The following is a 22,460-nucleotide window of genomic DNA, read 5'->3' on the forward strand; positions in this document are numbered from 1 at the left end:
GCATCCCATGCGCCAGTGACAGGCCCCTCCGAAAGCCGCCGGAGGCATACCGCACAATAAGCGGGTGACCAGCGCTTCTCCCTTCTCTGCACAGTCTTCCGACCCTGTACGGCACCTGCTGGTGCTGCCCGACCGCGACGCCGCCGAGGAGGCGGCCGAGGAGGCGGGCCGACGGTTCGTCCTCGACGACGACCCCGAGATCGTCCGCGAGGCGCTCGCCGGTGAGGACGACGCCGAGGACGCCCAGTGGCTGGTCGTCATCGACGACCCCGACGGCGCGCTCGACCGCGCCGCGCTGCGCGAGCTCGCCGAGGAGTACGACGGCTGGACCGAGGTGGAGTGACACCCCGGCCCCGTGCCCCCGAGGCGGCTCCGCGGCCGATGTGGCGGCCGGTGCGGCGGCCGGTGCGGCGGCCGGTGCGGCGGCCGGGTGGAGATCGGCCGGGTGGGGATCAGCTCCCCTGGCCCGTGCCCCGCACCTCGGGGATCCGCTCCAGCTCCAGGCCGAAGTGCTCCCGGTAGGCGGCCGCCATCTCCTCTTGCGCCAGCGTCCGTTCCGCGCGCCCGCCGGCGTCCGTCGTCGTCACGAGCGTGCGGCCGCTGATGGTGACCCGCCCGCCGTCCTCGGTGAGCCGTGAGCAGAGCACCGACTGCCCGAACGGCGACAGCGGCGAGGTCCGGTGCCACCAGTTGCCGGCCTCGAAGTCGGCCAGCGCCCGGGGGCGCCGCTCCAGGCGGTACTGCACCGCACCGTCCTTGCTGACGTCCAGGTCCCCCTCCTCCGTCTCGGCTATCCGGAACACCCCTCCCGGATCCAGCTGGTCCCCGCGCTCGGTGAAGCTCAGCGGGTGATGACTGTTCCGGCCGAAGCCGACGTCCACCAGCCACTCCCGGCCCTGCCCGCCTTCGGCCCCGACCAGCAGGGCCAAGTGGTCGAAGGGGATCCCGAACTTCCCGTCCGGCCCCATCACCCGGGCCGCCAGCAGCGTCACCCGATAGCCGAGCGCCGTCAGCAGCTCCGCGAACGCGCCGTTGATCTCGTAGCAGTAGCCTCCCCTCCTCCTGCGCACCACCTTGTCCACCAGGGCCCCGCCCTCCAGCACGATCTCCTCACCGAGGTGGATCGAGAGGTTCTCGAAGGGCACCGCCACGAGATGGCGGAACTGAAGGTCCCGTAGCGCCTCCACGGTGGGGGCGGCCGGGCGGGTGGCGTCGATGTGACGGAGATAGGCGTCGATGTTCGCTGCGTGCATGATTCCTTTATCCCCCGGGCGGGGAGGGCACGGCATCCGTCCACGGTCCTGGATCGTCTCGGGCGTCGTCGTACCGGGCGTCGCCGCCTCCTTCTCCCCGTGACGGCGACCGGCCCGCCGGGCCCGCCCGTGACGGCCACCGGGCCGTCGGTGTCGGTGCGCAGGACCGCCGCCCCCTGCTCCCGCAGCGCGCCGATCGTGCGGGCGGCCGGATGGCCGTAGGGGTTGCCGGCACCCACGGAGATCACCGCCAGCCGGGGGCGGAGCCCACGCGTCAGCCGGGGGTCCTGATGAGCGGAACCGTGATGGGCGACCTTGAGGACGTCCACCGGCGGAAGCCCTGGACGCGTCTCCCACAGCTCCTGCTGGGCGGGCGGTTCGAGGTCCCCGAGCAGCAGGAGGGTGAGCCCGCCCGTACGGACGAGGAGGACGACGCTGGCGTCATTGGGTCCGTCCTCCGCCACGGCGGACGTCCCGGCGGGCGGCGGCCACAGCACCTCCCACGACACGCCGCCCACGCTCCGCCGCTCCCCCGGCACCGCCTCCACAACGGGCACACCCGCCCGGCCGGCCTCCCGCCGGACGAACGCCGCCCGGCCGGGCGGCTGGGCGTACGGCGTCGTCTCGATCGCCCCCACCGCACGGCCGCGCAGCACCCCCGGCAGGCCGTCGACGTGGTCGGCGTGGAAGTGACTCAGCAACAGCAACGGCACCTCGTCGACGCCCAGCCGCCGCAGGCAGCGGTCGACGGCCTTCGGCTCGGGTCCGGCGTCGACGAGCACCGCGCTGTGCGGGCCGGTCGCGAGCACGAGGGCGTCCCCCTGGCCCACGTCGCACGCCACCATCCGCCAGCCCGGCGGCGGCCATCCGGTGAGGCCCCTCGTCAGGGGCGCCGGACGGACCACGGCGAGCAGCAGGAGCAACGCGCACGCCCCGCAGGCCCACGGGCTGCGCAGCACCCGCCCGGCGATCAGGAGGACGACCGCTGTCGCCGCCGCCAGCCACAGCCCGCCGGCCCAGCCACCGGGCCAGGCCAGCTCGGCCCCGGGCAGCCCCGCCCCGGTGCGGGCGACGGCCGCCGTCCACCGCGTCGGCCAGCCCGCCAGCCAGGCGAGGCCCTCGGCGAGCGGCGGCGCGAGCGGGGCGGCGGCGAGCGCGGCGAACCCGAGGACCGTGGCGGGGGCGACCGCCGGCTCGGCGAGCAGATTGCACGGCACCGCCACCAGGCTCACCCGCGCCGCCAGCACGGCGATCACCGGCGCGCACACGGCCTGCGCCGACCCCGCCGCCGCGAGGGCCTCCGCGACCCGGGGCGGCATCCCCCGCCGTCGCAGGGCCGCCGCCCAGCGTGGGGCGAGGGTCAGCAGGGCGCCGGTGGCCAGCACCGAGAGCAGAAAGCCGTAGCCCCGCGCCAGCCACGGGTCGTAGAGGACCAGCAGGAGCACTGCGCCCGCCAACGCGGGGATCAGACTGCGGGAGCGGCCCGTACCGATGGCCAGCAAGGTGATCAGCCCGCACACGGCGGCCCGCAGCACGCTCGGCTCGGGGCGGCACACCACCACGAAACCGAGCGCCAGCCCGCCGCCCAGCACCGCCGTCAGCCGCAGCGGGATCCCCAGCCGGGCCGCGAGCCCCCGGCGCTCGGCGCGCGAGGCGAGATACGGCGGTCCGATGAGCACGGCCAGCAGTACCGCGAGGTTTCCCCCGGACACGGCCAGAAGGTGCGTCAGATCCGTTGTCCGGAAGGCCTCTTCGAGGTCGGAGGGGACGCGTGAGGTGTCCCCGACGACCAGGCCGGGCAGCAATGCCCGGGCGTCCGGCGCCAGCCCGTCGGTCGCCTCGCGCAGCCCGGCACGCAGCCTCCCCGCCACCCGCTGCGCCACGGACGGCCCGGCGACGACCTGGGGCGGGCCGCTGTCACCGACCCGGACGACGGCCGCTACACGGTCGCCGGGCCGGGAGGGCGGCATGAGCCGGCCTTCCACCCTGAGCCTGGTGGAGGGCAGCAGCCCGAGCCACGACTGATGGGCCATCAGCAGTACGGGGGTGCGGACCGCTGTCGTCACCCCGCGTGTGGTGGTCACCCGGCTCGCCTCGGCCTCCACCACGACGGCGGGCGCGGCCCGCACCGAGCCCCGCACCCGTGGCCGGGTGGCTTTCGGGTCCCCGGTCACCGTCGCCTCGATGGTCGCCTCGGCGTGGCGCCGCGCCAGCTCCGGCACCGGCCCGCGCCGGGTGTCGGCCCCCGCCAGCGCCCCGACGGCCGCCCCGGCGGCGGCACACAGCAGCACGGCCACCACCGCGCCGGCGACTCCCGCCGCCCCCGCCGTTCCGGCCGGCCCCGCCGACCCCGCCGCCCTTGCCAGGCCCCTACGGCTCCCCCGGCGGGCAGCGGCCATCAGCAGCACGCCGGACACGAGCACCGCCGCCCCGCAGGCGATGGCGACCGTCCGACCCTCCGCCGTCAGGGCGACCGCCGCAGCGGCCCATGTAGCGAGCGCGGGGCCGACCAGCCGCAGGTCGGCCGGGGCACGGCCCTCGCCGCCGGGACCGGCGACAGCGGCCCGGGTGACAGCGGCCTGTACGGCAGCGGCCCGTGGGACGGCGGCCCGCGTCATAGCTGGACCAGTGGCCGTCGTCATGGCTGGACCAGCGGCTTGAGGTCCGTGAAGCGGCGGGCTCCGATGCCGTTGACGTGACGGAGGTCGGCGACCGAGCGGAAGCCTCCGTGCTGGGTGCGGTAGTCGAGGATGTGCTGGGCGAGGACCCGGCCCACTCCGGGGAGGGCGTCGAGCTGTTCGAGCGTCGCGGAGTTGAGGCTGACGGGCCCGGCGCCCGCGCCGCCGCCCGGAGGGCTCGCACCGCTTGCCGCCCCGCCTACCGCCGCCGACCCCGCAGCCGGCCCCGGCGCCGAGCCTCCCGGGGCGGGGGCGCCCACGACGATCAGCTCCCCGTCCATCAGCACCCGCGCCTGGTTGAGCCCCGTCGTGTCCGCTCCCGGGCGGGCTCCCCCGGCGGCCTCCAGCGCGTCCTCGACCCGTGAGCCCGGCGGCAGCCGCTGGACCCCGGGGCGCAGGACCTTGCCCGTCACGTCCACCACCACACTCCGGGCCGACGGCCCCGGACCGGGCACCGTCGGGACGGCCGTCGGCGGCGGCGCCGCGACCGGCCCCTCACGAGCGGGCACCCGGACCGTCCGTGGGCGCCCCGCCCAGAAGTGGTACGCGCCGAGGGAGACCGCCACGACCAGCACGGCCGTCAGCGCCGCGAGCGTCCTCGGCGCGATGCCGCACCGCAGCCGCACCCACATGGGCAGCCGGTCCCCCAGCGCGGCCATCGCGCCGCGCGGGCCCGGCCGCCTTCGCGGGCGCGCGGCGACGGCCCCGGGATCGGCCGCCGCGCGGTCGCGCAGCGAGCCGAGACCCAGATCGAGGGCTGTCACGTTACGTGTCGGAGAGGGTGCGAACGAAGTCATGTCGTCACGCTAGGTGACGCCACTCGATCCTGTCCGGAGGCCTCAATTCCTGTGGAAAACCGGCTGGTTGTGGAAAATCCCGTCACTCACAGGAGAGGCGCGGCGCTCCTCCTCACCTCGCCGAGACCACCACGCCCAGCAGCCCCGGCCCCGTGTGGGCCCCGATGACCGCACCGACCTCGCTGACGTGGAGATCCACCAACCCCGGCACCCGCTCCCGCAGCCGCTCCGAGAGCAGCTCGGCCCGCTCCGGGGCGGCCAGGTGATGCACCGCGACGTCGACGGGCGCGGCACCCGCGCGCTCGACGACGATCTCCTCCAGTCTGGCGATCGCCTTCGAGGCCGTACGGACCTTCTCCCTCAGCTCGATACGGCCGCCGTCCAGCTGGAGCAGCGGTTTGACGGCGAGCGCCGAGCCGAGCAGCGCCTGGGCGGCGCCGATGCGCCCGCCGCGGCGGAGGTAGTCGAGGGTGTCGACGTAGAAGTAGGCGGCCGTGCCCTGCGCGCGCTTCTCGGCGGCGGCCACCGCCTCGTCGAGCGTGCCGCCCGCCTCGGCGGTGTCCGCGGCGGCGAGGGCGCAGAAGCCGAGGGCCATCGCGACCATGCCGGTGTCCACGACCCGTACCGGCACCGGCGCCTCCTTCGCCGCCAGGACCGCCGCGTCGTAGGTGCCCGAGAACTCGGAGGAGAGGTGGAGGGAGACGATGCCGTCGGCGCCGGCCTCGGCGGCGGCGCGGTAGGCGGCCGCGAAGTCCTCGGGGGCGGGGCGCGAGGTGGTCACCGGCCGGCGTTTCTGAAGGGCCTGGGCGACCGACCGGGCCGAGATCTCGGTGCCTTCCTCCAGCGCCTCGTCGCCCAGGACCACCGTCAGCGGTACGGCGACGATGCCGTGCCGCTCCATCGCCTGAGCGGGCAGATAGGCCGTGGAATCAGTGATGATCGCGACATGGCGGGACATGCCCCGGAGGTTACCCGCCGGGCCGCCGCCCCGGCAGTGCGGGGCTCGGGCCGCCTGATCGTTTCCGCTGGTCAGAGCCGCTTCGTTCAGGCGGGGCTTTCCGGACGCTTGACCTTTTCCCATCCGTACCCCCACTGCCGGGAGTCATCCCTGCCGCTGATCGCGGGTCGCTCCGCCTTGGCCTTCGCGCCCTTCGACGCCGAGTCCTTCGCCTCCTCCGAGCCCTTCGCCTCCGAGCCCTTCGCCTCCGCGCCCGCCCCCGGCTCCGCCTTGGGCTCCGCGCCCGGGCCCGCGCCGGCCTCCCAGTGGCGCAGCGCGCCCGTCTCCATGCGGATCTGCTCGCTCAGCAGCGACAGTTCGTCGCCGGCGAACTGCCGGGCCCGGTCCTGGGCGGCGAAGCGCAGCGAGTCGGCGGAGTGCGTGATCTGCTTGGTGCGCTCCCGCAGGTCGGGCAGGCAGGCGGTGACACGGTCCCGGTCGGGCTCGGACTCCAGCTTGCGCAGATCGTCGTCGACCTCGCGGCCGTGTGCCGAGAGACGGTCGAAGAGGGCCAGGGACTCGGTCAGGGAGGGGTCGTCCTTCAGGCCCGCCCGGAGCACCTCCTGCGTGGCGCGCATCGACGTCCGCAGCGAGAGGCGCAGTTCGGCGACCTCGCCCGCCGGGCCGGTCTGGGTGTACTGCCGTGCCTTGAGCCGGGTGTCCTCGACCGTGCGGCGGGCCTGGGTGACCGCCTGGTCGACGCCGTTCTTGACGGCCCGGACCGCCTTGACCGTGGCGATCACCGCCAGCGCCACCACGAGCGCACAGATCAGGGCGATGATCACGGCTGCCATACGCGCTCCTCAGCAAACGGGACACTCGGCGAGCCCCGAAGGGCCCGTCGGCGGGACCGCCCCCGCCACCTCTCCACCGTAAACGCAACGGGCAGGCCGCGGGTTCCTTCGGAACCCCCAACCTGCCCGTAGGGACAAACCCCTAGCGCGTCACGCGGCGCATTACGCCGGGACGATGTTCACCAGCTTCGGCGCCCGCACGATGACCTTGCGGATGCCCGCGCCGCCCAGCGCGGCGACGACCGCCGGGTCGGCCAGCGCGACCTTCTCCAGCTCCTCGTCGGAGATCGACGGGGCGACCTCCAGGCGGGCCTTGACCTTGCCCTTGATCTGGACGACACAGGTCACGGTCTCGTCGACCAGGTAGGCCGGGTCGGCGGCGGGGAAGTCCGCGTGGACGACCGAGCCCTCGTGGCCGAGCTTGCGCCACAGCTCCTCGGCGATGTGCGGGGCCAGCGGCGCGATCAGCAGCACCAGGCCCTCGGCGACCGTGCGCGGCACCTCGCTCAGCTTGGTGACGTGGTTGTTCAGCTCGGTCAGCTTGGCGATGGCGGTGTTGAAGCGCAGGTTCGCCATGTCCTGGCCGATGCCGTCGATCGCCTTGTGCAGGGCGCGCAGCGTCGCCTCGTCGGCCTCGGCGTCGACGACGGTGACCTCGCCGGTGTTCTCGTCGACGACGTTCCGCCACAGGCGCTGGAGCAGCCGGTACTGGCCGACGACGGCGCGGGTGTCCCACGGGCGGGAGACGTCCAGCGGGCCCATCGCCATCTCGTACAGGCGCAGGGTGTCTGCACCGTACTCGACGCAGATCTCGTCCGGGGTGACGGCGTTCTTCAGGGACTTGCCCATCTTGCCGAGCAGCCGGCTGACCTTGCCGCCCTCGTAGTAGAACGCGCCGCCGTTCTCCTCCACCTCGGCGGCGGGCACCGCGATGCCGCGCGCGTCGCGGTAGACGTACGCCTGGATCATGCCCTGGTTGTAGAGCTTGTGGAACGGCTCGGCCGAGGAGATGTGGCCCAGGTCGAAGAGGACCTTCGACCAGAAGCGGGCGTACAGCAGGTGCAGCACGGCGTGCTCGGCACCGCCGACGTACAGGTCGACGCCGCCGTGCGGCTGGCCCTCGCGCGGGCCCATCCAGTACCGCTCGGCGTCGGCGGAGACCAGCTGCTCGTCGTTGTGCGGGTCCAGGTAGCGCAGCTCGTACCAGCAGGAACCGGCCCAGTTGGGCATGGTGTTGGTCTCGCGGCGGTACGTCTTCGGCCCATCGCCCAGGTCCAGCTCGACGTTGACCCAGTCCTCGTTTCGGGAGAGCGGGGTCTCCGGGGAGGTGTCGGCGTCGTCCGGGTCGAAGGTGCGCGGGGTGTAGTCGTCGACCTCGGGCAGCTCCAGCGGGAGCATCGACTCGGGCAGCGAGTGGGCGACGCCGTTCTCGTCGTAGACGATCGGGAAGGGCTCGCCCCAGTAGCGCTGGCGGCTGAAGAGCCAGTCGCGCAGCCGGAAGTTGATGGTGCCCTCGCCGATGCCGCGCGCCTCCAGGTGGGCGATCACGGTGCGCTTGGCCTCGTCGATCTGCATGCCGTCGAGGTTCAGCTCGGCGTTGGCGGAGTTGATCGCCGGGCCCTGGCCGGTGAAGGCCTCGCCCTCCCAGCCCTCGGGCGGCTGGACGGTGCGGACGATCGGCAGCTCGAAGACGGTGGCGAACTCCCAGTCGCGCTCGTCCTGGCCGGGCACGGCCATGATCGCGCCGGTGCCGTAGCCCATCAGGACGTAGTCGGCGACGAAGACGGGGACGCGCTCGCCGGTCAGCGGGTTGAGGGCGTACGCGCCGGTGAAGACGCCGGTCTTGTCCTTGCCCTCGGTCTGCCGCTCGACGTCGGTCTTGGACTGCGCCTGCTTGCGGTAGGCGGCGACGGCCTCGGCCGGGGTGCTCGCGCCACCGGTCCAGATGTCCTTGGTGCCCTCGGGCCACTCGGCGGGCACGATCGTGTCGATCAGGTCGTGCTCGGGGGCCAGCACCATGTAGGTGGCGCCGAAGAGGGTGTCGGGGCGGGTGGTGAAGACGGTGACCTTACGGTCCTCGTCACCGGCGACCCGGAAGTCGACGCGCGCGCCCTCGCTGCGGCCGATCCAGTTGCGCTGCTGGAGTTTGATGGCCTCGGGCCAGTCCAGGGCGTCCAGGTCGTCGATCAGGCGGTCCGCGTAGGCGGTGATCCGCATGTTCCACTGGCGCAGCTTGGACTTGAAGACGGGGTAGTTGCCGCGCTCGGAGCGGCCGTCGGCGGTGACCTCCTCGTTGGCGAGCACGGTGCCCAGGCCGGGGCACCAGTTCACCGGGGCGTCGGAGGCGTAGGCCAGGCGGTAGCCGCCCAGCACGTCCTCGCGCTCGAGGGGGCTCAGCTCGCTCCAGGCTCGGCCGCCGGGGACCTCACGCCGGCCGCTGTCGAACTCGGCGACGAGCTCGGCGATCGGGCGGGCCTTCTTCGCCTCCGTGTCGTACCAGGAGTTGAAGATCTGGAGGAAGATCCACTGGGTCCACTTGTAGTACTCCGGCTCGATCGTCGCGAACGAGCGGCGCTTGTCGTGGCCCAGGCCCAGCCGGCGCAGCTGGGCCTTCATGTTCTCGATGTTGGCCTCGGTGGACACCCGGGGGTGGGTGCCGGTCTGCACGGCGTACTGCTCGGCGGGCAGGCCGAAGGCGTCGAAGCCGAGGGTGTGGAGGACGTTGTGGCCCGTCATGCGGTGGTAGCGCGCGTAGACGTCCGTGGCGATGTAGCCCAGGGGGTGGCCGACGTGGAGGCCCGCGCCCGAGGGGTACGGGAACATGTCCATGATGAACTTCTTGGGGCGGGCGACGACGGCCTCGTCGCCGGCCAGCTCACCGCTGGGGTTGGGCGCGGCGTACGTACCGTTCGCGTCCCAGAAGTCCTGCCAGTGCGCCTCGATGTCAGCGGCCAGCGCGGCCGTGTAGCGGTGCGGGGCGGCCACCTCGGCGGCGGTGGGGGTCTCGCTCATCGTCCTCAAAGCTCCATCGATCGTCGTCTGTCGCCTGTCCGCTCGCGGTCCGGAGCCACAGGGGCCGGGGCCGCAAATGAAAAAACCCCTCGCACAGGAGGGGATGCCGCGCCGATGCCGGGCCGGACCGCCGAAGGGTCGGCGATCACCTGCCGGTGCTTGATCAGCGCGGCTCGCTAAGCAGAAGGCGTACGGCACGCATGGGGTCAGGTTACCCCAGGGGGCCCGGGGCCCGCACCGAAGCGTGGTGCGGGCCCCGGGCCCCGAGCCCCGGGGGCTCGGCGGGTCAGTGGTGACCGGCTCGGCGGGTCAGCGGCGGGTCAGCTGTGCTGACGGGGGACGTACGAGGTCACGTAGCCGTCGGCGGGGGTGCCGACGCCGGTGACGTTGTCGTAGCCGACGGTCGCGGAGAGTGAGCTGTCGGCGCCCAGGGTGCGCAGCGAGGTGAGCAGGCCGCCCTTGGCGTCGACGCCGTTGGCGAAGTCGACGCGGACGTCGCCGATGCTCCGGCCCTGGCCGAGCGGGTGGTCGGTGACGTCGTGGTAGGCGGCGGTGCCGTAGCGGTCGTAGATGCCGGGGTTGGCGAAGCCGATCGGGACGCCGTGCCGGGCCTGCTGTGCCAGCGCCTGGACGCCCGCGATCACGGGCGCGGCCAGCGAGGTGCCGCCGATGCGGTACTCGTCGTACTTCACCGAGCCGTCGGGGAAGGTCTGGGTCTGGCCGACGAGGAAGCCGGTGGTGGAGTCGGCGACGGCCGCGATGTCGGGCCCGACGCGCATCGGCTTGTCGGTGCCGTTCGCCTTGGCCAGCGTGTCGGGGACGACGCCGCGCTGGTAGTAGGGCTGCTCGAAGACCTTGCTGGTGCCGCCGCCGGCGCCGCCGGTGAAGGCGCCGGGCATGCCCTCCCAGGTCAGTCCGTCCTTGGACAGGGCGGCCTTGTGGGTGCCCCAGCCGGTCTCCCACAGGTACTTGTCGCCCTTGCCGACGGCCAGGGAGGTGCCGCCCACGGAGGTGACCCACGGGGAGTTGGCGGGCGTGTCGACCTGCTTCACGCCGTGCTTGGCGACGTTGTCGCCGTCGTCGCCGGAGGAGAAGTAGAAGCCGATGCCCTCGACGGCGCCCTTCTGGAAGACCTGGTCGTAGGCGGCGGCCACGTCCGGGGACTCATTGGCCTCGACGTCGCCCCAGGAGTTGGAGACGATGTCGGCCAGCCGGTTGTCGACGATCTTGTGCAGGGAGTCGATCAGGTCGTCGTCCTGGCAGGAGGAACCGGCGACGTAGACGATGTTCGCGTCCGGGGCGACGGCGTGCACGGCCTCGACGTCGAGGGTCTCCTCGCCGTACCAGCCGGCCGCGTCGCACTCCTTGGGGTCGGCGTGCGTCCAGGCGGCGGGCAGCACCTGGGAGTACTGGCCCTGGCGGTAGGCCTTGTCGCCGTTGCGCTTGGCGTACTGCTGGATGTCGGCGGCGATCGTCGGGGAGGCGTAGGCGTCGGTGATGGCGACCGTCACGCCCTTGCCGGTGAAGTTCTTCGCCCCGTAGACGGCGCGCAGCTGCTTTCCGGTGTAGCCCTTGATGGCGTACGGGGCGTGCTCGCCGTACGCGGAGGGGAGGCCGGTGTTCACGTTCGATCCGTAGTACGTGGAGAACGGGCCGGCGTTGCGGAAGCCGGCGCTCGGGCCGGGCAGGGTGTCGCGGTGGTGGCTCAGGCGCGGGGCGTTGTTCAGGCCCACGACGGTCAGGACGGCGCCGTCGAGGCCGGCCGGGACGGAGGCGTTCCGCGCCGGGGCGTGGTAGGTCTTCCCGTCCTTGACGTAGTTGTGGAGCTCGGTGCCGAACGCCTTCTCGGCGGCGGCGGCGTCACCGCTCACGGTGACGTAGTGGTCGTTGACGCCGGTCACCGTCAGGCCGGAGGACTTCAGCCAGCCGGTGACCTTGGCTATCTGGTCCTTGGTCGCGCCGAAACGTTCCTTCGCCTGCTGGGCCGTCAAGTACTTGCCGTACGAGGCGGACTTCGGGTCCGAGACGGCACGCGCGTACGCGGCCAGGCCCTTGGCGTCACGACCGGCCAGGTAGACGCGGGCGGTGACGGCCTTCTGCTCCGGAACGGCACCCCGGTCGGCTCCGGGCGTCGCCCACAGCGGCTTGGTGCCCGCCAGCGACTGACGGTCGTGCGGGCCGGAGTCGGCGTGGGCCGCCGGAACACCGAGCGCGAGCGCCCCGACGACCAGCGGCAGAGCCGCCGTCAGGGACAGGGCCGCGCGCGTTCTGGAACGGCTGCCGGAACGGCTTCGACGTGAAGTCAAGGAAAACCCCCTGCGATGCGAATGGTCGGCCACACTCTGACCGATAAACCGTTCACTCAGGGGACATGTGTTCACCAAGAAGTGGCCAAAGGAAGGCCACGGGCGCGCAATCAAATCCACTGCACGGGTGGTTTGTTGGGAAAGCGGCCGCAAACGGATCTAACTTCCGCCGAACGAACAGACGTTAGCAGCGGCGAGCGGTCACGCACCGGGGTTGCGCGAAGCGGACCGCGCGGGGCGCTCCGCTGCCTAGCCTGCCGGGGCATGGAACTCCACCGCTTCCTCGACCAGGCCGGGGGCGTGCTCGCCCTCGTCTCGCTCACCGCGACCGTCGTCTGGGGGCTCGTCGCCGCCGACCGCCTGGCCCTCGGCCCGCGCGGCCGGCTGCTCGCCCAGGCCGTGCACCGGGCCCTCGGCGTCGGCGCGCTCGGCTTCCTCCTCGTGCACGTGGGCGTCAAGGTCGCCGAGGCGCACGCCTCCGCGACCGCCGCCCTGATCCCCTTCGCCTCCGGTGTCGGCGGGCGCGCCGGGCTGCTCGGGCTCGGCTCGCTCGCGGGCTATCTGCTGGTGCTCGCGGCGGCGACCGGCGCCCTGCGCAGCGCCTTCGCCGGGCGCGGGCGCGCGGCGCACCGCTGGCGGGTGCTGCACGCGAGCGCGTACGGGGCGTGGTGCGCGGGGCTGCTGCACGGGTTGCACGCGGGGCGGGAGGCGGCGGGGTGGGTGACCGGGTGTTATGTGGGGTGCTTGGTGGGGGTGGCGGGGGCGTTGGTGTTGCGGCGGTTCGGGGCGGGGGTGGTGCGGTTGTTCGTACGGCGCCGGTCGGTGGGGGCGCACGCGGCGGGGAGGGTGCCCCAGTCCCGCCCTTTCACCGTTTCCCGGGGCTCCGCCCCGGCCCCCGTGTCCTCAATCGCCGGACGGGCTGAATTGTCGCCACGGCGGTCCTCATGAATGGCCCCCTCCCCGAGCTCCCCGACGTGCTCGTTCTCGGGCTGCCCCGGCTCACCGCCGGGTTCGACGACGCCGCGCGGCTCGATCGCCGCGCCCATCTGGCCGTGCACGGGTCGATGCCCGTCCTCGGCCAGGACGAGCTGACGCGGCTGGCGGAAGCCGTCGCGTTGCGCGGGCGGGGTGGGGCCGGGTTCCCGTTCGCGCGGAAGTTGCGGGCGGTGGGCGGGGCCGCGCGGCGGCGTGGGGCGCGGCCCGTGGTGGTGGTCAACGGGTGCGAGGGCGAACCCGCGTGCCGCAAGGACGCGGTGCTGCTCCGGCGCGCCCCGCACCTCGTGCTGGACGGCGCGCTGCTGGCCGCCGAGGCGCTCGGCGCGCGGACGCTCGTGGTCGGGGTGACCCGCGCGGGCGCGGAGGCGTCCGTACGGGAGGCGCTCGGCGAGCGCGGCCTGTCCGCCCGGCGCGGGCGGGCCGTGCGCGCCCGGGTCGTACGCCTCCCCGAGCGCCTGGTCTCCGGGGAGTCCTCCGCGCTGCTGCGCGCCGCGGGCGGTGGCCCCGCGCTCCCGCCCGGGCGGCGCGGCCACGCCACGACGGCCGGGCTGGGCGGCCTGCCCACGCTGCTGTCCAACGCCGAGACGTACGCCCAACTCGCCCTCGCCGCCCGGCTCGGCGCCCCCCGCTACGCCTCGACGGGCGCCCCGGACGAGCCGGGCACCGTCCTGCTCACCGTCTCCGGCGCGGTGCCGTTCCCGCGCGTGGTCGAGGCTCCCGGCGGGGTGGCGCTGTCGTACGTCCTCGCCCAGTGCGGTGCCGGGGTCGCGCCCCAGGGCGTGCTGGTGGGCGGCTATCACGGCGGCTGGCTGGACGCGGCCGCCGCTGCCGGGACGGCGCTCTCCAGGGGCGCCCTCGCCGCCCGCGGCGCGGCCCTGGGCGCGGGGGCGGTGCTGCCGCTGTCCGGCGACACCTGCCCGCTGGGCGAGGCGGTGCGGGTGGCGCACTGGCTGGCGGCCGAGTCGGCGGGGCAGTGCGGGCCCTGCCGGCTGGGGCTGCCGGCGCTGGCCGGGGCGCTGGCGGACGTGGTGGCCGGGGGTGGCCGCGGGGCCCTGGAGGCCGTACGGGAGGCGGCGGGGGCCGTCCGGGGGCGGGGGGCGTGCGGGCACCCGGACGGGGCGGCGCGCTTCGCGCTGAGCGCGCTGACGGCCTTCACGGACGATCTGGCCGCGCACGTCCTGGGCGGCGGCTGCGGGCGCCCCACGGCCGGGCTGCTGCCGCTGCCCGCGGGCGGAAGACCGGAACCGGGGAACGAGTCCGGGCAGCGGCTCGCGGTGGACTGGACGCTGTGCGAGGGGCACGGTCTGTGCGCGGATCTGCTGCCCGAGCTCGTACGGATGGGAGCGGACGGCTTTCCGGCGCTCGCGGACACCGGAGTGCCCGGACATCTGCGGGGGCGCGCCCAGCGGGCCGTACGCCGCTGCCCCGCGCTGGCGCTACGACTCGACAGCCGCTGACAAGGAACACATGAACGCAAGGAGCACATGAACGCCGAGAGGGCCGTCCTTCCGGACGACCCTCTCAACCACTGTGGAGCTAAGGAGAATTGAACTCCTGACCTCCTGCATGCCATGCAGGCGCTCTACCAACTGAGCTATAGCCCCTTGTTTTGTTTTCCGCCGGGGTTTTCCTCGCGGTCTCCCTGGCGACACGGATTACATTACACGGACCTCCCCCCCATCTGCCAAATCGGTTCACCGGGCGTCCCGCAACGCCCCGGTATGACCGATTTTCACGCGGTGACGAACGAGTAGAACCGCTTCAGGGCGCAGTGCTCGTCGAGCAGTCGCCCGTAGATCGGCTCGCCTTCGAGCTCCCGGTAGGTCTCGATGGGGTCGCCTTTTATGATCAGCGCCCGTGCGCACTCCACACACCAGTACTGATACGCGGAGTTGAGCGGCTCCATGTCGCGGACGATCGGCGTCCCGCTGCCGCACCAGTCGCACTTCCGGCTGTGAGCACCCATGACCGCGCTCCTCCCCTCCCCCTCGGCCCCGCTCGCTCCCGGGTGTCCGATTCTGCCACGGGACCGCGCCGGAACAGCAACAATCCCGCCTCCCCGGGAGGGGAGACGGGATCGTCGTGAACTGTGGAGCTAAGGAGAATTGAACTCCTGACCTCCTGCATGCCATGCAGGCGCTCTACCAACTGAGCTATAGCCCCGCTGTTCTCGGTTTCCCCGGAGGTTTTCCCCCGCGTTCCCCGCGAACAAGAAGAACTTTAGCCTGTGACCTGCCCGGATGTGAAATCGGGCCACTGCGGCCCCACGGCGGGCACCCGACCGCCGCTCAGTCGTCGTCGCCGAGCACCGGCTCGGGCAGCGTCCCGGCGTTGTGCTCCAGCAGCCGCCAGCCGCGCGCGCCCTCGCCCAGCACGGACCAGCAGCAGTTGGAGAGGCCACCCAGCGCCTCCCACGAGCGGGCCTCCAGGCCCAGCAGCCGGCCGATGGTGGTGCGGATCGTGCCGCCGTGGCTGACCACGACGAGCGTGCCGCCGTCGGGGAGCTTGTCGGCGTGCGAGAGCACCACCGGCGCCGCCCGGTCGGCGACCTCGGTCTCCAGCTCGCCGCCGCCGCGCCGCACGGGCTCGCCGCGCTTCCACGCCGCGTACTGCTCGCCGTAGCGCTCGGCGATCTCCTCGTGGGTCAGCCCCTGCCAGGAGCCCGCGTAGGTCTCCCGCAGATCCGAGTGGTGGGTGACCGCGAGGCCCGTAACGGCCGACAGCTCGGCAGCCGTGGTCCTGGCGCGGTCCAGGTCGGAGGAGACGATCGCGTCGGGCCGCAGCGCGGCCAGCAGCCGGGCGGACCGGCGCGCCTGGGCGACACCGGTGCCGGTCAGCGCGATGTCCGTGGTGCCCTGGAAACGGCGCTCCACGTTCCACGCGGTCTGGCCGTGCCGCCACAGCACCAGCCGGCGGCCTCGGCCGCCCGGGCGGCCGTTCAGCTCAGCTCTCCGTCCAGATCGCCCTCGGCGGCCTGCGCGCGGGAGTGCTCCTCGGCCTTGCCGCGGGTGGCGACGGCGTCGGCGGGCAGCTCGATCTCCGGGCAGTCCTTCCACAGCCGCTCCAGGGCGTAGAAGACACGCTCCTCGCTGTGCTGCACGTGCACGACGATGTCGACGTAGTCCAGGAGCACCCAGCGGGCGTCGCGGTCGCCCTCACGGCGCACCGGCTTGGCGCCGAGCTCCTTGAGCAGCCGCTCCTCGATCTCGTCGACGATCGACTTGACCTGGCGGTCGTTGGGGGCCGAGGCCAGCAGGAAGGCGTCGGTGATCGACAGTACGTCGCTGACGTCGTAGGCGATGACATCGTGCGCGAGCTTGTCGGCGGCAGCCTGGGCGGCGGCCTGGATGAGCTCGATGGAGCGGTCCGTGGCGGTCACAAGCCATGCTTTCGGTAAAGAGGGTCAGTACGTCTCAAGGGTCTCACGACCCACCGACGGCACTCCCGGCGTTTTCCGGCCCGGCTCCTCCGCAGCCGCTCCGGCCGCTCCCCGCCCCTCGCGGTCCTCAGCTCTTGTAGTCCTTGCCCAGGACCACGGCGACGTCCGCGTTGCCCGTCTCCGTGCCCTTGCGCACGGCCTTCTCCGGCAGGCCGAGCGTCCTGGCCACCTCCTTGGCCTCGGCCGCCCGGGCGTCGTCCGCGTAGGTCACCGAGGAGGCCGCCTCCGCTGTGCCCGAGCCGCCGCCGTCGACGTAGGTGTAGCCGCCGTTGACCAGCGTGACCTGCGCCGTTCCGGACGCGGCGGCGGACCCTGTGGCGTTCTTCACGCTCACCCGGGGCGGCGCGCCCTTGGCGGTGGCGCGCACCGTGCCGCCGAGGACGTCCTTGACCATGGCGTCGGCCGCCTGCCCGCCCAGCGCCCCGTCCGCCTTCACGGGCAGGACGGAGGTGGCGTACGAGCCCCCCTTGGCCTTCCCGGCGAGGTGCGCCAGGGAGGCGCCCAGCTGCTGGACGGAGAGCGAGGGGTCGGGGATCTGCGCCAGGGAGTCCACGGTCGTGGTGGCCGCCTGGGGGTCGGTGGACATCTTCCCCAGCACCGCCCCCATGACCTGGCCGAACCGGGCCAGCTGCCGGCCCTGGTCCTCGCCGGCGGCCCGGTAGGTGGCGTAGCCGACCGCCGCCCGGCCGCCGAGGGTCTTGCCCTTGCCCTGCTCGACCAGCGGGCCGTCGCCCTGCTTGGCGCCGGGCACGGCCGCGTCCGTGTCGACCGTGATGCCGCCGACGAGCTCGACCAGGTTCTCCAGGTAGGGGGTGTCCAGCCGCCAGCTGCCCTTGATGTCCGCGCCGAGCAGGGTGTTCAGGGCGTCCCTGGTCGCCCCGGTGCCGGCGTCCTGGACGGCCTTGCCGAGCGTCGTCGCGGTGCCGCCGTCCTTGGTGGTGAGCCCCAGCGAGTTCGGCAGCAGGAGGGTGGTGGCCTTCTTGGTGGTCTCGTTGTCGACCAGCAGGGCGGTGGAGCTGTCGCCGCCCTGGGTCTGCCGCAGATGCACGACGATCACGTCCCGCTTCTGCGCGCCCGTCGCGGCGGCCGTGCCCTTCTTCTCCTCTCCTCCGGAGAGGAGGAACCAGCCGATGCCGCCGCCCAGCGCGAGCACGAGCACCACGGCGAGGGCGACGACGCGGTTGCGGCCCTTGCGCTTGCGCTCGTCACGGCGCTCGGTGCGGCTCTCGCTGAACTTCAGCCAGTCGATGACGTCCTCGGAGCCCTCGTCCGGCTCCTCGATGAAGGAGAACTGCTCGGTCCGGTACGCGTCCGCCTCCGGCCCGGAACCGGGTACGGAGTCGGGTACGGAACCGGGCGCGGAGTCGGCCGCGGGCCGGGGCTCCGGGATGCGGCCGTCCCTCGTCTCCGGCTGCTCCTCATGGGCGGCGGGACCCGTCTGCCGGGGGATCCACTCCTGCTGCGCCTGCTGGGTCTGCTGGGTCTGCGCCGCGTAGGGGTCGTACGCCGCTTGCGGCTGCTGCGGCTGCTGGGGCTGTGCGGTGTACGGGTCGTAGCCGTGCGCCTGCTGCTGGAGCGGCTGGCCGTAGGCGTCGTACACGCGCTCCGGGGCGTCCGGCCGGTACACCGGCCGGCCATAGGCGTCGTAGCCGTGCACCTGCGCCTGCGCGTACGGGTCGTGCGCATACGGGTCGTGCGCGTACGGGTCCTGTCGGTCGTTCACCAGTGCCCCTCGGTGGCCGGCGGGCCGGAGCCGGCCGTCGTGCGGTTCAGCCGTCGTGACGGTACAGCTTGCGCTTGTCGATGTAGCGCACCACACCGTCGGGCACGAGGTACCAGACGGGCTCGCCCTGCGCCACGCGGGCGCGGCAGTCGGAGGAGGAGATGGCGAGGGCGGGGACCTCCACGAAGGAGACCCGGTCCTCGGGCAGCCCAGGGTTGGCCAGTATGTGGCCGGGCCGGGTGACGCCGATGAAGTGGGACAGCGAGAAGAGCTCGTCGGTGTCCCGCCAGGTCAGGATCTGTGCCAGCGCGTCGGCGCCGGTGATGAAGAACAGGTCCGCGTTCTCGTTGAGCTCCCGCAGCTCACGGAGGGTGTCCGTGGTGTAGGTGGGGCCACCGCGGTCGATGTCGATCCGGCTCACCGAGAACTGCGGGTTGGACGCGGTGGCGATCACCGTCATCAGATACCGGTCCTCGGCGGCGGACACCGCGCGGTGGCTCTTCTGCCACGGCTGCCCGGTCGGCACGAAGACCACCTCGTCGAGGTGGAACTGCGAGGCCACTTCGCTCGCGGCGACCAGGTGACCGTGGTGGATGGGATCGAACGTCCCGCCCATCACTCCGAGCCGCCGCTTCCCGGGCCCTGTCTGCTCTCCCATGCGTGCAGACCCTACTGGGCGCGTTTCCACGCCTGTTCGCCAGGGACCGCTGGGATCAGCGGTCGCGGTTGAAACGGGTGGTGATCCACAGCAGGAGCAGCAGGATGACCAGGGCGGCGCCGCCGGTCATGAAGGGGCTGATGCTCTCGTGGTTGTCCTCGTGGTGCCCCTCGGCGGCGAGGGAGACCAGGGCGCTGTGGGCGGTGGCGATGTTCACGTCGGCAGAACCTATCCGGGAGGGATCGGGTTAACGGTTGGAGACTTCCGCCACATCGTATGCGGGCCCTTATGCGGAGCTCACGCCGACTCCACGTGTCGGGGGTCGACGAGCCCGCCTCGGGGCGTCTCCGGGACCGGCCGGTGGGTGCGCCGGTGCGAGTGCGTCGGTGGCTACTTGCGGTAGCCCCGCAGCAGGAACCAGGCGACGAGGACGACGCCCACGATCCCGACGAGCAGGACGGTGCGCAGGAGGGCGCCGGGGCCCTGGTCGCCCTTGGAGACGGCGAGGACCTCGGTGATTCCGGGGTGGGCGGCGAGAGTGGTGATGTCGGGCATGCCTCCACGGTAGCCATGTCGGTGGCACGGCCTAGGCTGGGGTCCGGAAAGCCCGGTGGCGGACCGCGGCCGGCCGACGTCAGGGGGTCTCGATGAGCGACGACCAGGAGTACGTGCACGGGGGCCGCGAGCGGCTGCCCGAGCGTGAGCGCAGGCGCTTCCCCGGTATCTCCTCGCGGGCCTACGAGCATCCGGCGGACCGTTCCGCCCTGGTGGCGCTGCGCAAGCTCAGCGGTTTCGACACGGTGTTCAAGGCGCTGAGCGGGATGCTGCCGGAGCGCAGTCTGCGGCTGCTGTTCCTGTCGGACTCGGTGCGGGTGGGCGAGCTCCAGTTCCCCCGTCTCCACGCGATGCTGCTGGACGCCTGTGCCGTCCTGGACCTGCCGAAGGTCCCGCCGATGTACGTCACGCAGGACCCCCGGCCCAACGCCATGTGCGTCGGCCTGGACGAGCCCGTCATCGTGGTGACCACGGGCCTGGTGGAGCTGCTGGACGAGGAGGAGATGCGGGCGGCCGTGGGCCACGAGGTCGGCCACGCCCTGTCCGGGCACGCGGTGTACCGCACGATCCTGCTGTTCCTGACCGAGCTCGCGGTCAAGGTCGCCTGGATCCCGCTGGGCGGGATGGCGGTGACGGCGATCGTGACGGCGCTGCGCGAGTGGTTCCGGAAGTCGGAGCTGTCGGCGGACCGGGCGGGGCTGCTGGTGGGCCAGGACCCCCAGGCCTCGATGCGCGGCCTGATGAAGGTCGCGGGCGGCAATCACCTCCACGAGATGAACGTGGACGCGTTCCTCGCCCAGGCCGAGGAGTACGAGCGCGGCGGCGATCTGCGCGACTCCGTCCTGAAGATCATGAATGTGCTGCCGCGCAGCCATCCCTTCACCACCGTGCGCGCGGCGGAGCTGAAGAAGTGGTCCGAGAGCCGCGACCACCAGCGGATCATGGACGGTCACTACGCGCGGCGCGAGGACGACAAGGACACCTCGGTGACCGACTCCTTCCGGGAGTCGGCGAACCACTACGCGGAGTCGGTGCGGGCCAGCAAGGACCCGCTGATGGGGCTGGTGCGGGACATCGCGGGCGGGGCGGGCGACCTGGGCGGCCGGCTGTTCGGACGCGGCGCGCCCAAGGGCGGCGGCGCCAAGGACGGCGGCCCCAAGGGCGGGCAGGAGCGGGACGACACCCCGGACCGCTAGTCGTCTGCGGGTGCGTCGTGGCCGGTCGCGCAGTTCCCCGCGCCCCTTCAGGGCGCTACCGAACAGCGCCGGACTTCACCAAGCCCGCTCAGTGCCTCGGCGGCGTCGGCTGGGCCGCCGGGGACAGGGTGCCGCAGAGCCCGGCCGTCATGGTGCCCGTGGCGTAGGGGTCGGTGCCCGCCGGGCCCTCCGTCGTGGCCTTCTCCCCCGCGAACAGCGGGCGCAGGAAGGACGCGTCGTCGGCCGAGCAGGACTCCGGCCCGGCCTGCGTCTGGCTCTGCAGCACCTGCACGTGGTGTTCCTGGAGGTCGTCACGGTCGAAGCGGAAGCGCATCACGCGCCGTACGGTGAACAGCGAGACGTCCGCCGGGCCCGCCTTGGCGGCCGGGCGGAGGGCGTAGACGAAGGTGTGGTCGGAGGAGACCTCCAGCGCGGCCGGGGACGCCTCCACGACCGTGAACGTGCCCTGGCTGCGGACGGTCCGGTCGGCGAGGGACACCTGGCCCGGGTCGAAGCGCACCAGCCAGCCGGTGGCGGCGTGCTGCCCGTCGTCGGCGGAGCGGCTGAAGCTGCGGTCGAACTGCTCCAGCTGGGAAGGGGCGAGCAGCAGCCGTACGGCCCGCTGGTTGCCGCCGACGAGCACGCCCGGGTCGAGCGCGGACTTGACCGTGTACTCCTTGGCCGTGGCGAGCGCGGCCATCACCAGGCTCTCGGAGAAATTCTGGGTGCGCCGTGCGGCCGGAAGGGTGACGCCCTCGGCTCCGTCGCGCAGCCGTGCGGCCGGACCGTTGTCGAAGAGGTCCTTCGCGGCGGGGGCGCCGGGCACGGGATCGCGCGGGGCGAGGGGGACGAGGGCGATCCGCAGTGCCTCGGCGGCGGGCGGCTTCGGCTCCTTGTACGGGTGGCGCAGCCCCATGTAGACGGCGGTGCCGAAGGCCAGGGCGATCAGCACCACCAGCAGCAGGACCTGCCGGGAGGCGCTGACGCGGGCCCAGGCGTGGCGGGTGCGGACGGCGGGGGCGTGGTCGTCCATCCGCTCGCGGGCGGAGAACTCCTGGAGACGGGCAGCCCGGACGAACGATTCGTCGAACACGACGGATCGGTATTCCTCGTCGCCGCCTCCCTGGGGGCCCTCGGGCGTGCCCTCAGGGGGGTCTCCAGGCCCGTTCATATCTCAAGAGTAGGTCCGTGGCGGCTTCGGTAAACGCCCTGGTACACGACAAGTTCCGACGAAATTTCAAGGGGCCGGGCGGGGGACCCGAGCCTTGGCCAGGGCTCCTGCGATCAGTCACGGAATAACAGAAAGCGACTTCCGGGCGACGGAAAATCACTTTCGGTGACCGCCGGCAGGTCGCTTTCGGTGACCGTCAACGGGCAGGCGGCACGGCCGAGGCCACCGGCGGCTCGGAGTCCGCCGAGACCGACGGCAGCGGCGCCCGCTGCTCCCCCACCGGGACGTCCACACCCGTGGTCGCGGGCGGCGGGGCGGGGCTCTGCCGGCCGCCCGAGGAGGCGCCCCGGTAGACGGCGGTGAAGGCGAGGGCGATCACGCCTATGCCCATGACGACGGCGAGCACCCAGGCCACCGGACGGTGCCAGCGGGCGTGCCCCCGGTAGGGCCCGCGCGCGATGCCGTAGCGCCCGTAAGGGCCGTAGGCGTCGTCCGGGTCGAGATCCGGGGCGAGGCCCCGCGGCCCGGCCGGCCGGCCGTGGTACCCGGCGGGGCCGCCGCGCGCGTCGTCGTACGGATCGTCGTCGGCGGGGCCGCCCCCGGCCCGGGAGCGCGCGGCGTCGGCCTCGGCGCGGGCCCGGTCGGCGGCGAGCATCCGCTCGACCGCGGAGGGTTCGTGGATCGTCGCGGACCGCACGAAATCCTCGTCGAAGACCGTGGAGGCGAACGGGTCGTCCGCACCCCCACGGCGGTGGCTGTCGGGCTCCTCGCCGTCCGGGAACGGCTTGCCCCCCACGTCGTCCGGCACCCGTCCAGCGTAGACCCGAACCGGTCAATCCGCGCGGCCGGTACGGGAATTCGGACCGCGAGGGGCCGGCCGCACCG

At 73.2% G+C, this 22,460-nt stretch carries 19 protein-coding genes, 2 tRNA genes and 1 pseudogene; 4 read left to right on the forward strand and 18 right to left on the reverse strand.

What is annotated here, in order from left to right; genetic code table 11:
- The first annotated feature begins 64 nt into the window (after nucleotides 1-64).
- Nucleotides 65-343 (forward strand): hypothetical protein, encoded by a 279-nt coding sequence (locus ACFYZR_RS03325; RefSeq protein WP_391904234.1) that lies wholly within the window; start codon nucleotides 65-67, stop codon nucleotides 341-343.
- A gap of 109 nt (nucleotides 344-452) precedes the next feature.
- On the opposite strand, the gene ACFYZR_RS03330 is transcribed toward ACFYZR_RS03325, so the two are convergent.
- From ACFYZR_RS03330 to ACFYZR_RS03360, 7 genes and pseudogenes are all read right to left on the reverse strand, one after another.
- Nucleotides 453-1,289, reverse strand: a complete 837-nt coding sequence (locus tag ACFYZR_RS03330; RefSeq protein ID WP_391904237.1) for an arylamine N-acetyltransferase — start codon at nucleotides 1,287-1,289, stop codon at nucleotides 453-455.
- Nucleotides 1,290-1,354: 65 nt separating this feature from the next.
- Nucleotides 1,355-3,871: pseudogene (locus ACFYZR_RS03335) on the reverse strand (ComEC/Rec2 family competence protein); the annotation flags it as partial.
- Between the two features lie 20 nt (nucleotides 3,872-3,891).
- The gene (locus ACFYZR_RS03340) at nucleotides 3,892-4,695 is read right to left on the reverse strand and encodes a helix-hairpin-helix domain-containing protein (RefSeq protein ID WP_391904240.1); all 804 of its coding nucleotides are present in this window, start codon (nucleotides 4,693-4,695) and stop codon (nucleotides 3,892-3,894) included.
- 145 nt (nucleotides 4,696-4,840) lie between these two features.
- Nucleotides 4,841-5,686: a DegV family protein gene (locus ACFYZR_RS03345; protein WP_391904243.1), complete on the reverse strand. Its 846-nt coding sequence runs from the start codon at nucleotides 5,684-5,686 to the stop codon at nucleotides 4,841-4,843.
- 86 nt (nucleotides 5,687-5,772) lie between these two features.
- On the reverse strand, nucleotides 5,773-6,519 hold the full coding sequence (locus tag ACFYZR_RS03350) for a hypothetical protein (RefSeq protein WP_391904246.1): 747 nt from the start codon (nucleotides 6,517-6,519) through the stop codon (nucleotides 5,773-5,775).
- Nucleotides 6,520-6,681: 162 nt separating this feature from the next.
- Entirely contained in the window at nucleotides 6,682-9,531 is a 2,850-nt protein-coding gene (leuS, locus tag ACFYZR_RS03355) for a leucine--tRNA ligase (protein WP_391904249.1), read from the reverse strand.
- A 320-nt stretch (nucleotides 9,532-9,851) separates the two neighbouring features.
- Nucleotides 9,852-11,837, reverse strand: a complete 1,986-nt coding sequence (locus ACFYZR_RS03360) for a protease pro-enzyme activation domain-containing protein (protein WP_391904252.1) — start codon at nucleotides 11,835-11,837, stop codon at nucleotides 9,852-9,854.
- A gap of 264 nt (nucleotides 11,838-12,101) precedes the next feature.
- On the opposite strand from ACFYZR_RS03360, the gene ACFYZR_RS03365 reads away from it, so the two are divergent.
- Nucleotides 12,102-12,785, forward strand: a complete 684-nt coding sequence (locus tag ACFYZR_RS03365) for a hypothetical protein (RefSeq protein ID WP_391904255.1) — start codon at nucleotides 12,102-12,104, stop codon at nucleotides 12,783-12,785.
- Complete coding sequence (locus ACFYZR_RS03370; RefSeq protein ID WP_391904258.1) at nucleotides 12,782-14,290, forward strand: NADH-ubiquinone oxidoreductase-F iron-sulfur binding region domain-containing protein; 1,509 nt, start codon at nucleotides 12,782-12,784, stop codon at nucleotides 14,288-14,290. The genes ACFYZR_RS03365 and ACFYZR_RS03370 overlap by 4 nt, the downstream gene beginning before the upstream one ends.
- 74 nt (nucleotides 14,291-14,364) lie before the next feature.
- On the opposite strand, the gene ACFYZR_RS03375 is transcribed toward ACFYZR_RS03370, so the two are convergent.
- The 9 genes from ACFYZR_RS03375 to ACFYZR_RS03415 all read right to left on the reverse strand — a co-directional run bounded on the left by ACFYZR_RS03375 (nucleotide 14,365) and on the right by ACFYZR_RS03415 (nucleotide 19,208).
- Nucleotides 14,365-14,437, reverse strand: a tRNA-Ala gene (locus ACFYZR_RS03375).
- Between the two features lie 128 nt (nucleotides 14,438-14,565).
- Complete coding sequence (locus ACFYZR_RS03380; protein WP_126914103.1) at nucleotides 14,566-14,799, reverse strand: hypothetical protein; 234 nt, start codon at nucleotides 14,797-14,799, stop codon at nucleotides 14,566-14,568.
- Nucleotides 14,800-14,923: 124 nt separating this feature from the next.
- A tRNA-Ala gene (locus ACFYZR_RS03385) sits at nucleotides 14,924-14,996 on the reverse strand.
- 125 nt (nucleotides 14,997-15,121) lie between these two features.
- Nucleotides 15,122-15,775 carry a histidine phosphatase family protein gene (locus ACFYZR_RS03390; protein ID WP_391904373.1) on the reverse strand — a complete coding sequence of 218 codons (654 nt, stop codon included), beginning with the start codon at nucleotides 15,773-15,775 and terminating at the stop codon, nucleotides 15,122-15,124.
- Nucleotides 15,772-16,212, reverse strand: a complete 441-nt coding sequence (gene rsfS, locus ACFYZR_RS03395; protein WP_391904262.1) for a ribosome silencing factor — start codon at nucleotides 16,210-16,212, stop codon at nucleotides 15,772-15,774. Before rsfS ends, ACFYZR_RS03390 begins: the two co-directional genes overlap by 4 nt.
- A 127-nt stretch (nucleotides 16,213-16,339) precedes the next feature.
- Entirely contained in the window at nucleotides 16,340-17,995 is a 1,656-nt protein-coding gene (locus ACFYZR_RS03400) for an LCP family protein (protein ID WP_391904263.1), read from the reverse strand.
- Nucleotides 17,996-18,041: 46 nt separating this feature from the next.
- The gene (gene nadD / locus ACFYZR_RS03405; RefSeq protein ID WP_391904266.1) at nucleotides 18,042-18,653 is read right to left on the reverse strand and encodes a nicotinate-nucleotide adenylyltransferase; all 612 of its coding nucleotides are present in this window, start codon (nucleotides 18,651-18,653) and stop codon (nucleotides 18,042-18,044) included.
- A 55-nt stretch (nucleotides 18,654-18,708) separates the two neighbouring features.
- Nucleotides 18,709-18,870 carry a hypothetical protein gene (locus ACFYZR_RS03410; protein ID WP_391904375.1) on the reverse strand — a complete coding sequence of 54 codons (162 nt, stop codon included), beginning with the start codon at nucleotides 18,868-18,870 and terminating at the stop codon, nucleotides 18,709-18,711.
- A gap of 173 nt (nucleotides 18,871-19,043) precedes the next feature.
- Entirely contained in the window at nucleotides 19,044-19,208 is a 165-nt protein-coding gene (locus tag ACFYZR_RS03415) for a hypothetical protein (RefSeq protein ID WP_391904268.1), read from the reverse strand.
- Between the two features lie 92 nt (nucleotides 19,209-19,300).
- Here ACFYZR_RS03415 and ACFYZR_RS03420 point away from each other — a divergent pair, with 92 nt between their 5' ends.
- Entirely contained in the window at nucleotides 19,301-20,404 is a 1,104-nt protein-coding gene (locus tag ACFYZR_RS03420; RefSeq protein WP_391904270.1) for a M48 family metallopeptidase, read from the forward strand.
- A gap of 88 nt (nucleotides 20,405-20,492) precedes the next feature.
- On the opposite strand, the gene ACFYZR_RS03425 is transcribed toward ACFYZR_RS03420, so the two are convergent.
- Nucleotides 20,493-21,575 (reverse strand): hypothetical protein, encoded by a 1,083-nt coding sequence (locus ACFYZR_RS03425; RefSeq protein WP_391904272.1) that lies wholly within the window; start codon nucleotides 21,573-21,575, stop codon nucleotides 20,493-20,495.
- 196 nt (nucleotides 21,576-21,771) lie between these two features.
- Entirely contained in the window at nucleotides 21,772-22,383 is a 612-nt protein-coding gene (locus ACFYZR_RS03430; protein ID WP_391904275.1) for a hypothetical protein, read from the reverse strand.
- Between the last annotated feature and the right edge of the window lie 77 nt (nucleotides 22,384-22,460).

This window comes from Streptomyces sp. NPDC001678 (assembly GCF_042892945.1).
Taxonomy (GTDB): Bacteria; Actinomycetota; Actinomycetes; order Streptomycetales; family Streptomycetaceae; genus Streptomyces.

Bases quoted from the DNA above. Each gene is read 5' to 3' on its own strand.
- ACFYZR_RS03330 (WP_391904237.1), bottom strand. From the start codon at position 1,289: ATGCCGTGCCCTCCCCGCCCGGGGGATAAAGGAATCATGCACGCAGCG.
- ACFYZR_RS03345 (WP_391904243.1), bottom strand. From the start codon at position 5,686: ATGTCCCGCCATGTCGCGATCATCACTGATTCCACGGCCTATCTGCCC.
- ACFYZR_RS03350 (WP_391904246.1), bottom strand. From the start codon at position 6,519: ATGGCAGCCGTGATCATCGCCCTGATCTGTGCGCTCGTGGTGGCGCTG.
- leuS (WP_391904249.1), bottom strand. From the start codon at position 9,531: ATGAGCGAGACCCCCACCGCCGCCGAGGTGGCCGCCCCGCACCGCTAC.
- ACFYZR_RS03365 (WP_391904255.1), top strand. From the start codon at position 12,102: ATGGAACTCCACCGCTTCCTCGACCAGGCCGGGGGCGTGCTCGCCCTC.
- ACFYZR_RS03370 (WP_391904258.1), top strand. From the start codon at position 12,782: ATGAATGGCCCCCTCCCCGAGCTCCCCGACGTGCTCGTTCTCGGGCTG.
- ACFYZR_RS03380 (WP_126914103.1), bottom strand. From the start codon at position 14,799: ATGGGTGCTCACAGCCGGAAGTGCGACTGGTGCGGCAGCGGGACGCCG.
- nadD (WP_391904266.1), bottom strand. From the start codon at position 18,653: ATGGGAGAGCAGACAGGGCCCGGGAAGCGGCGGCTCGGAGTGATGGGC.
- ACFYZR_RS03415 (WP_391904268.1), bottom strand. From the start codon at position 19,208: ATGCCCGACATCACCACTCTCGCCGCCCACCCCGGAATCACCGAGGTC.
- ACFYZR_RS03420 (WP_391904270.1), top strand. From the start codon at position 19,301: ATGAGCGACGACCAGGAGTACGTGCACGGGGGCCGCGAGCGGCTGCCC.
- ACFYZR_RS03425 (WP_391904272.1), bottom strand. From the start codon at position 21,575: ATGAACGGGCCTGGAGACCCCCCTGAGGGCACGCCCGAGGGCCCCCAG.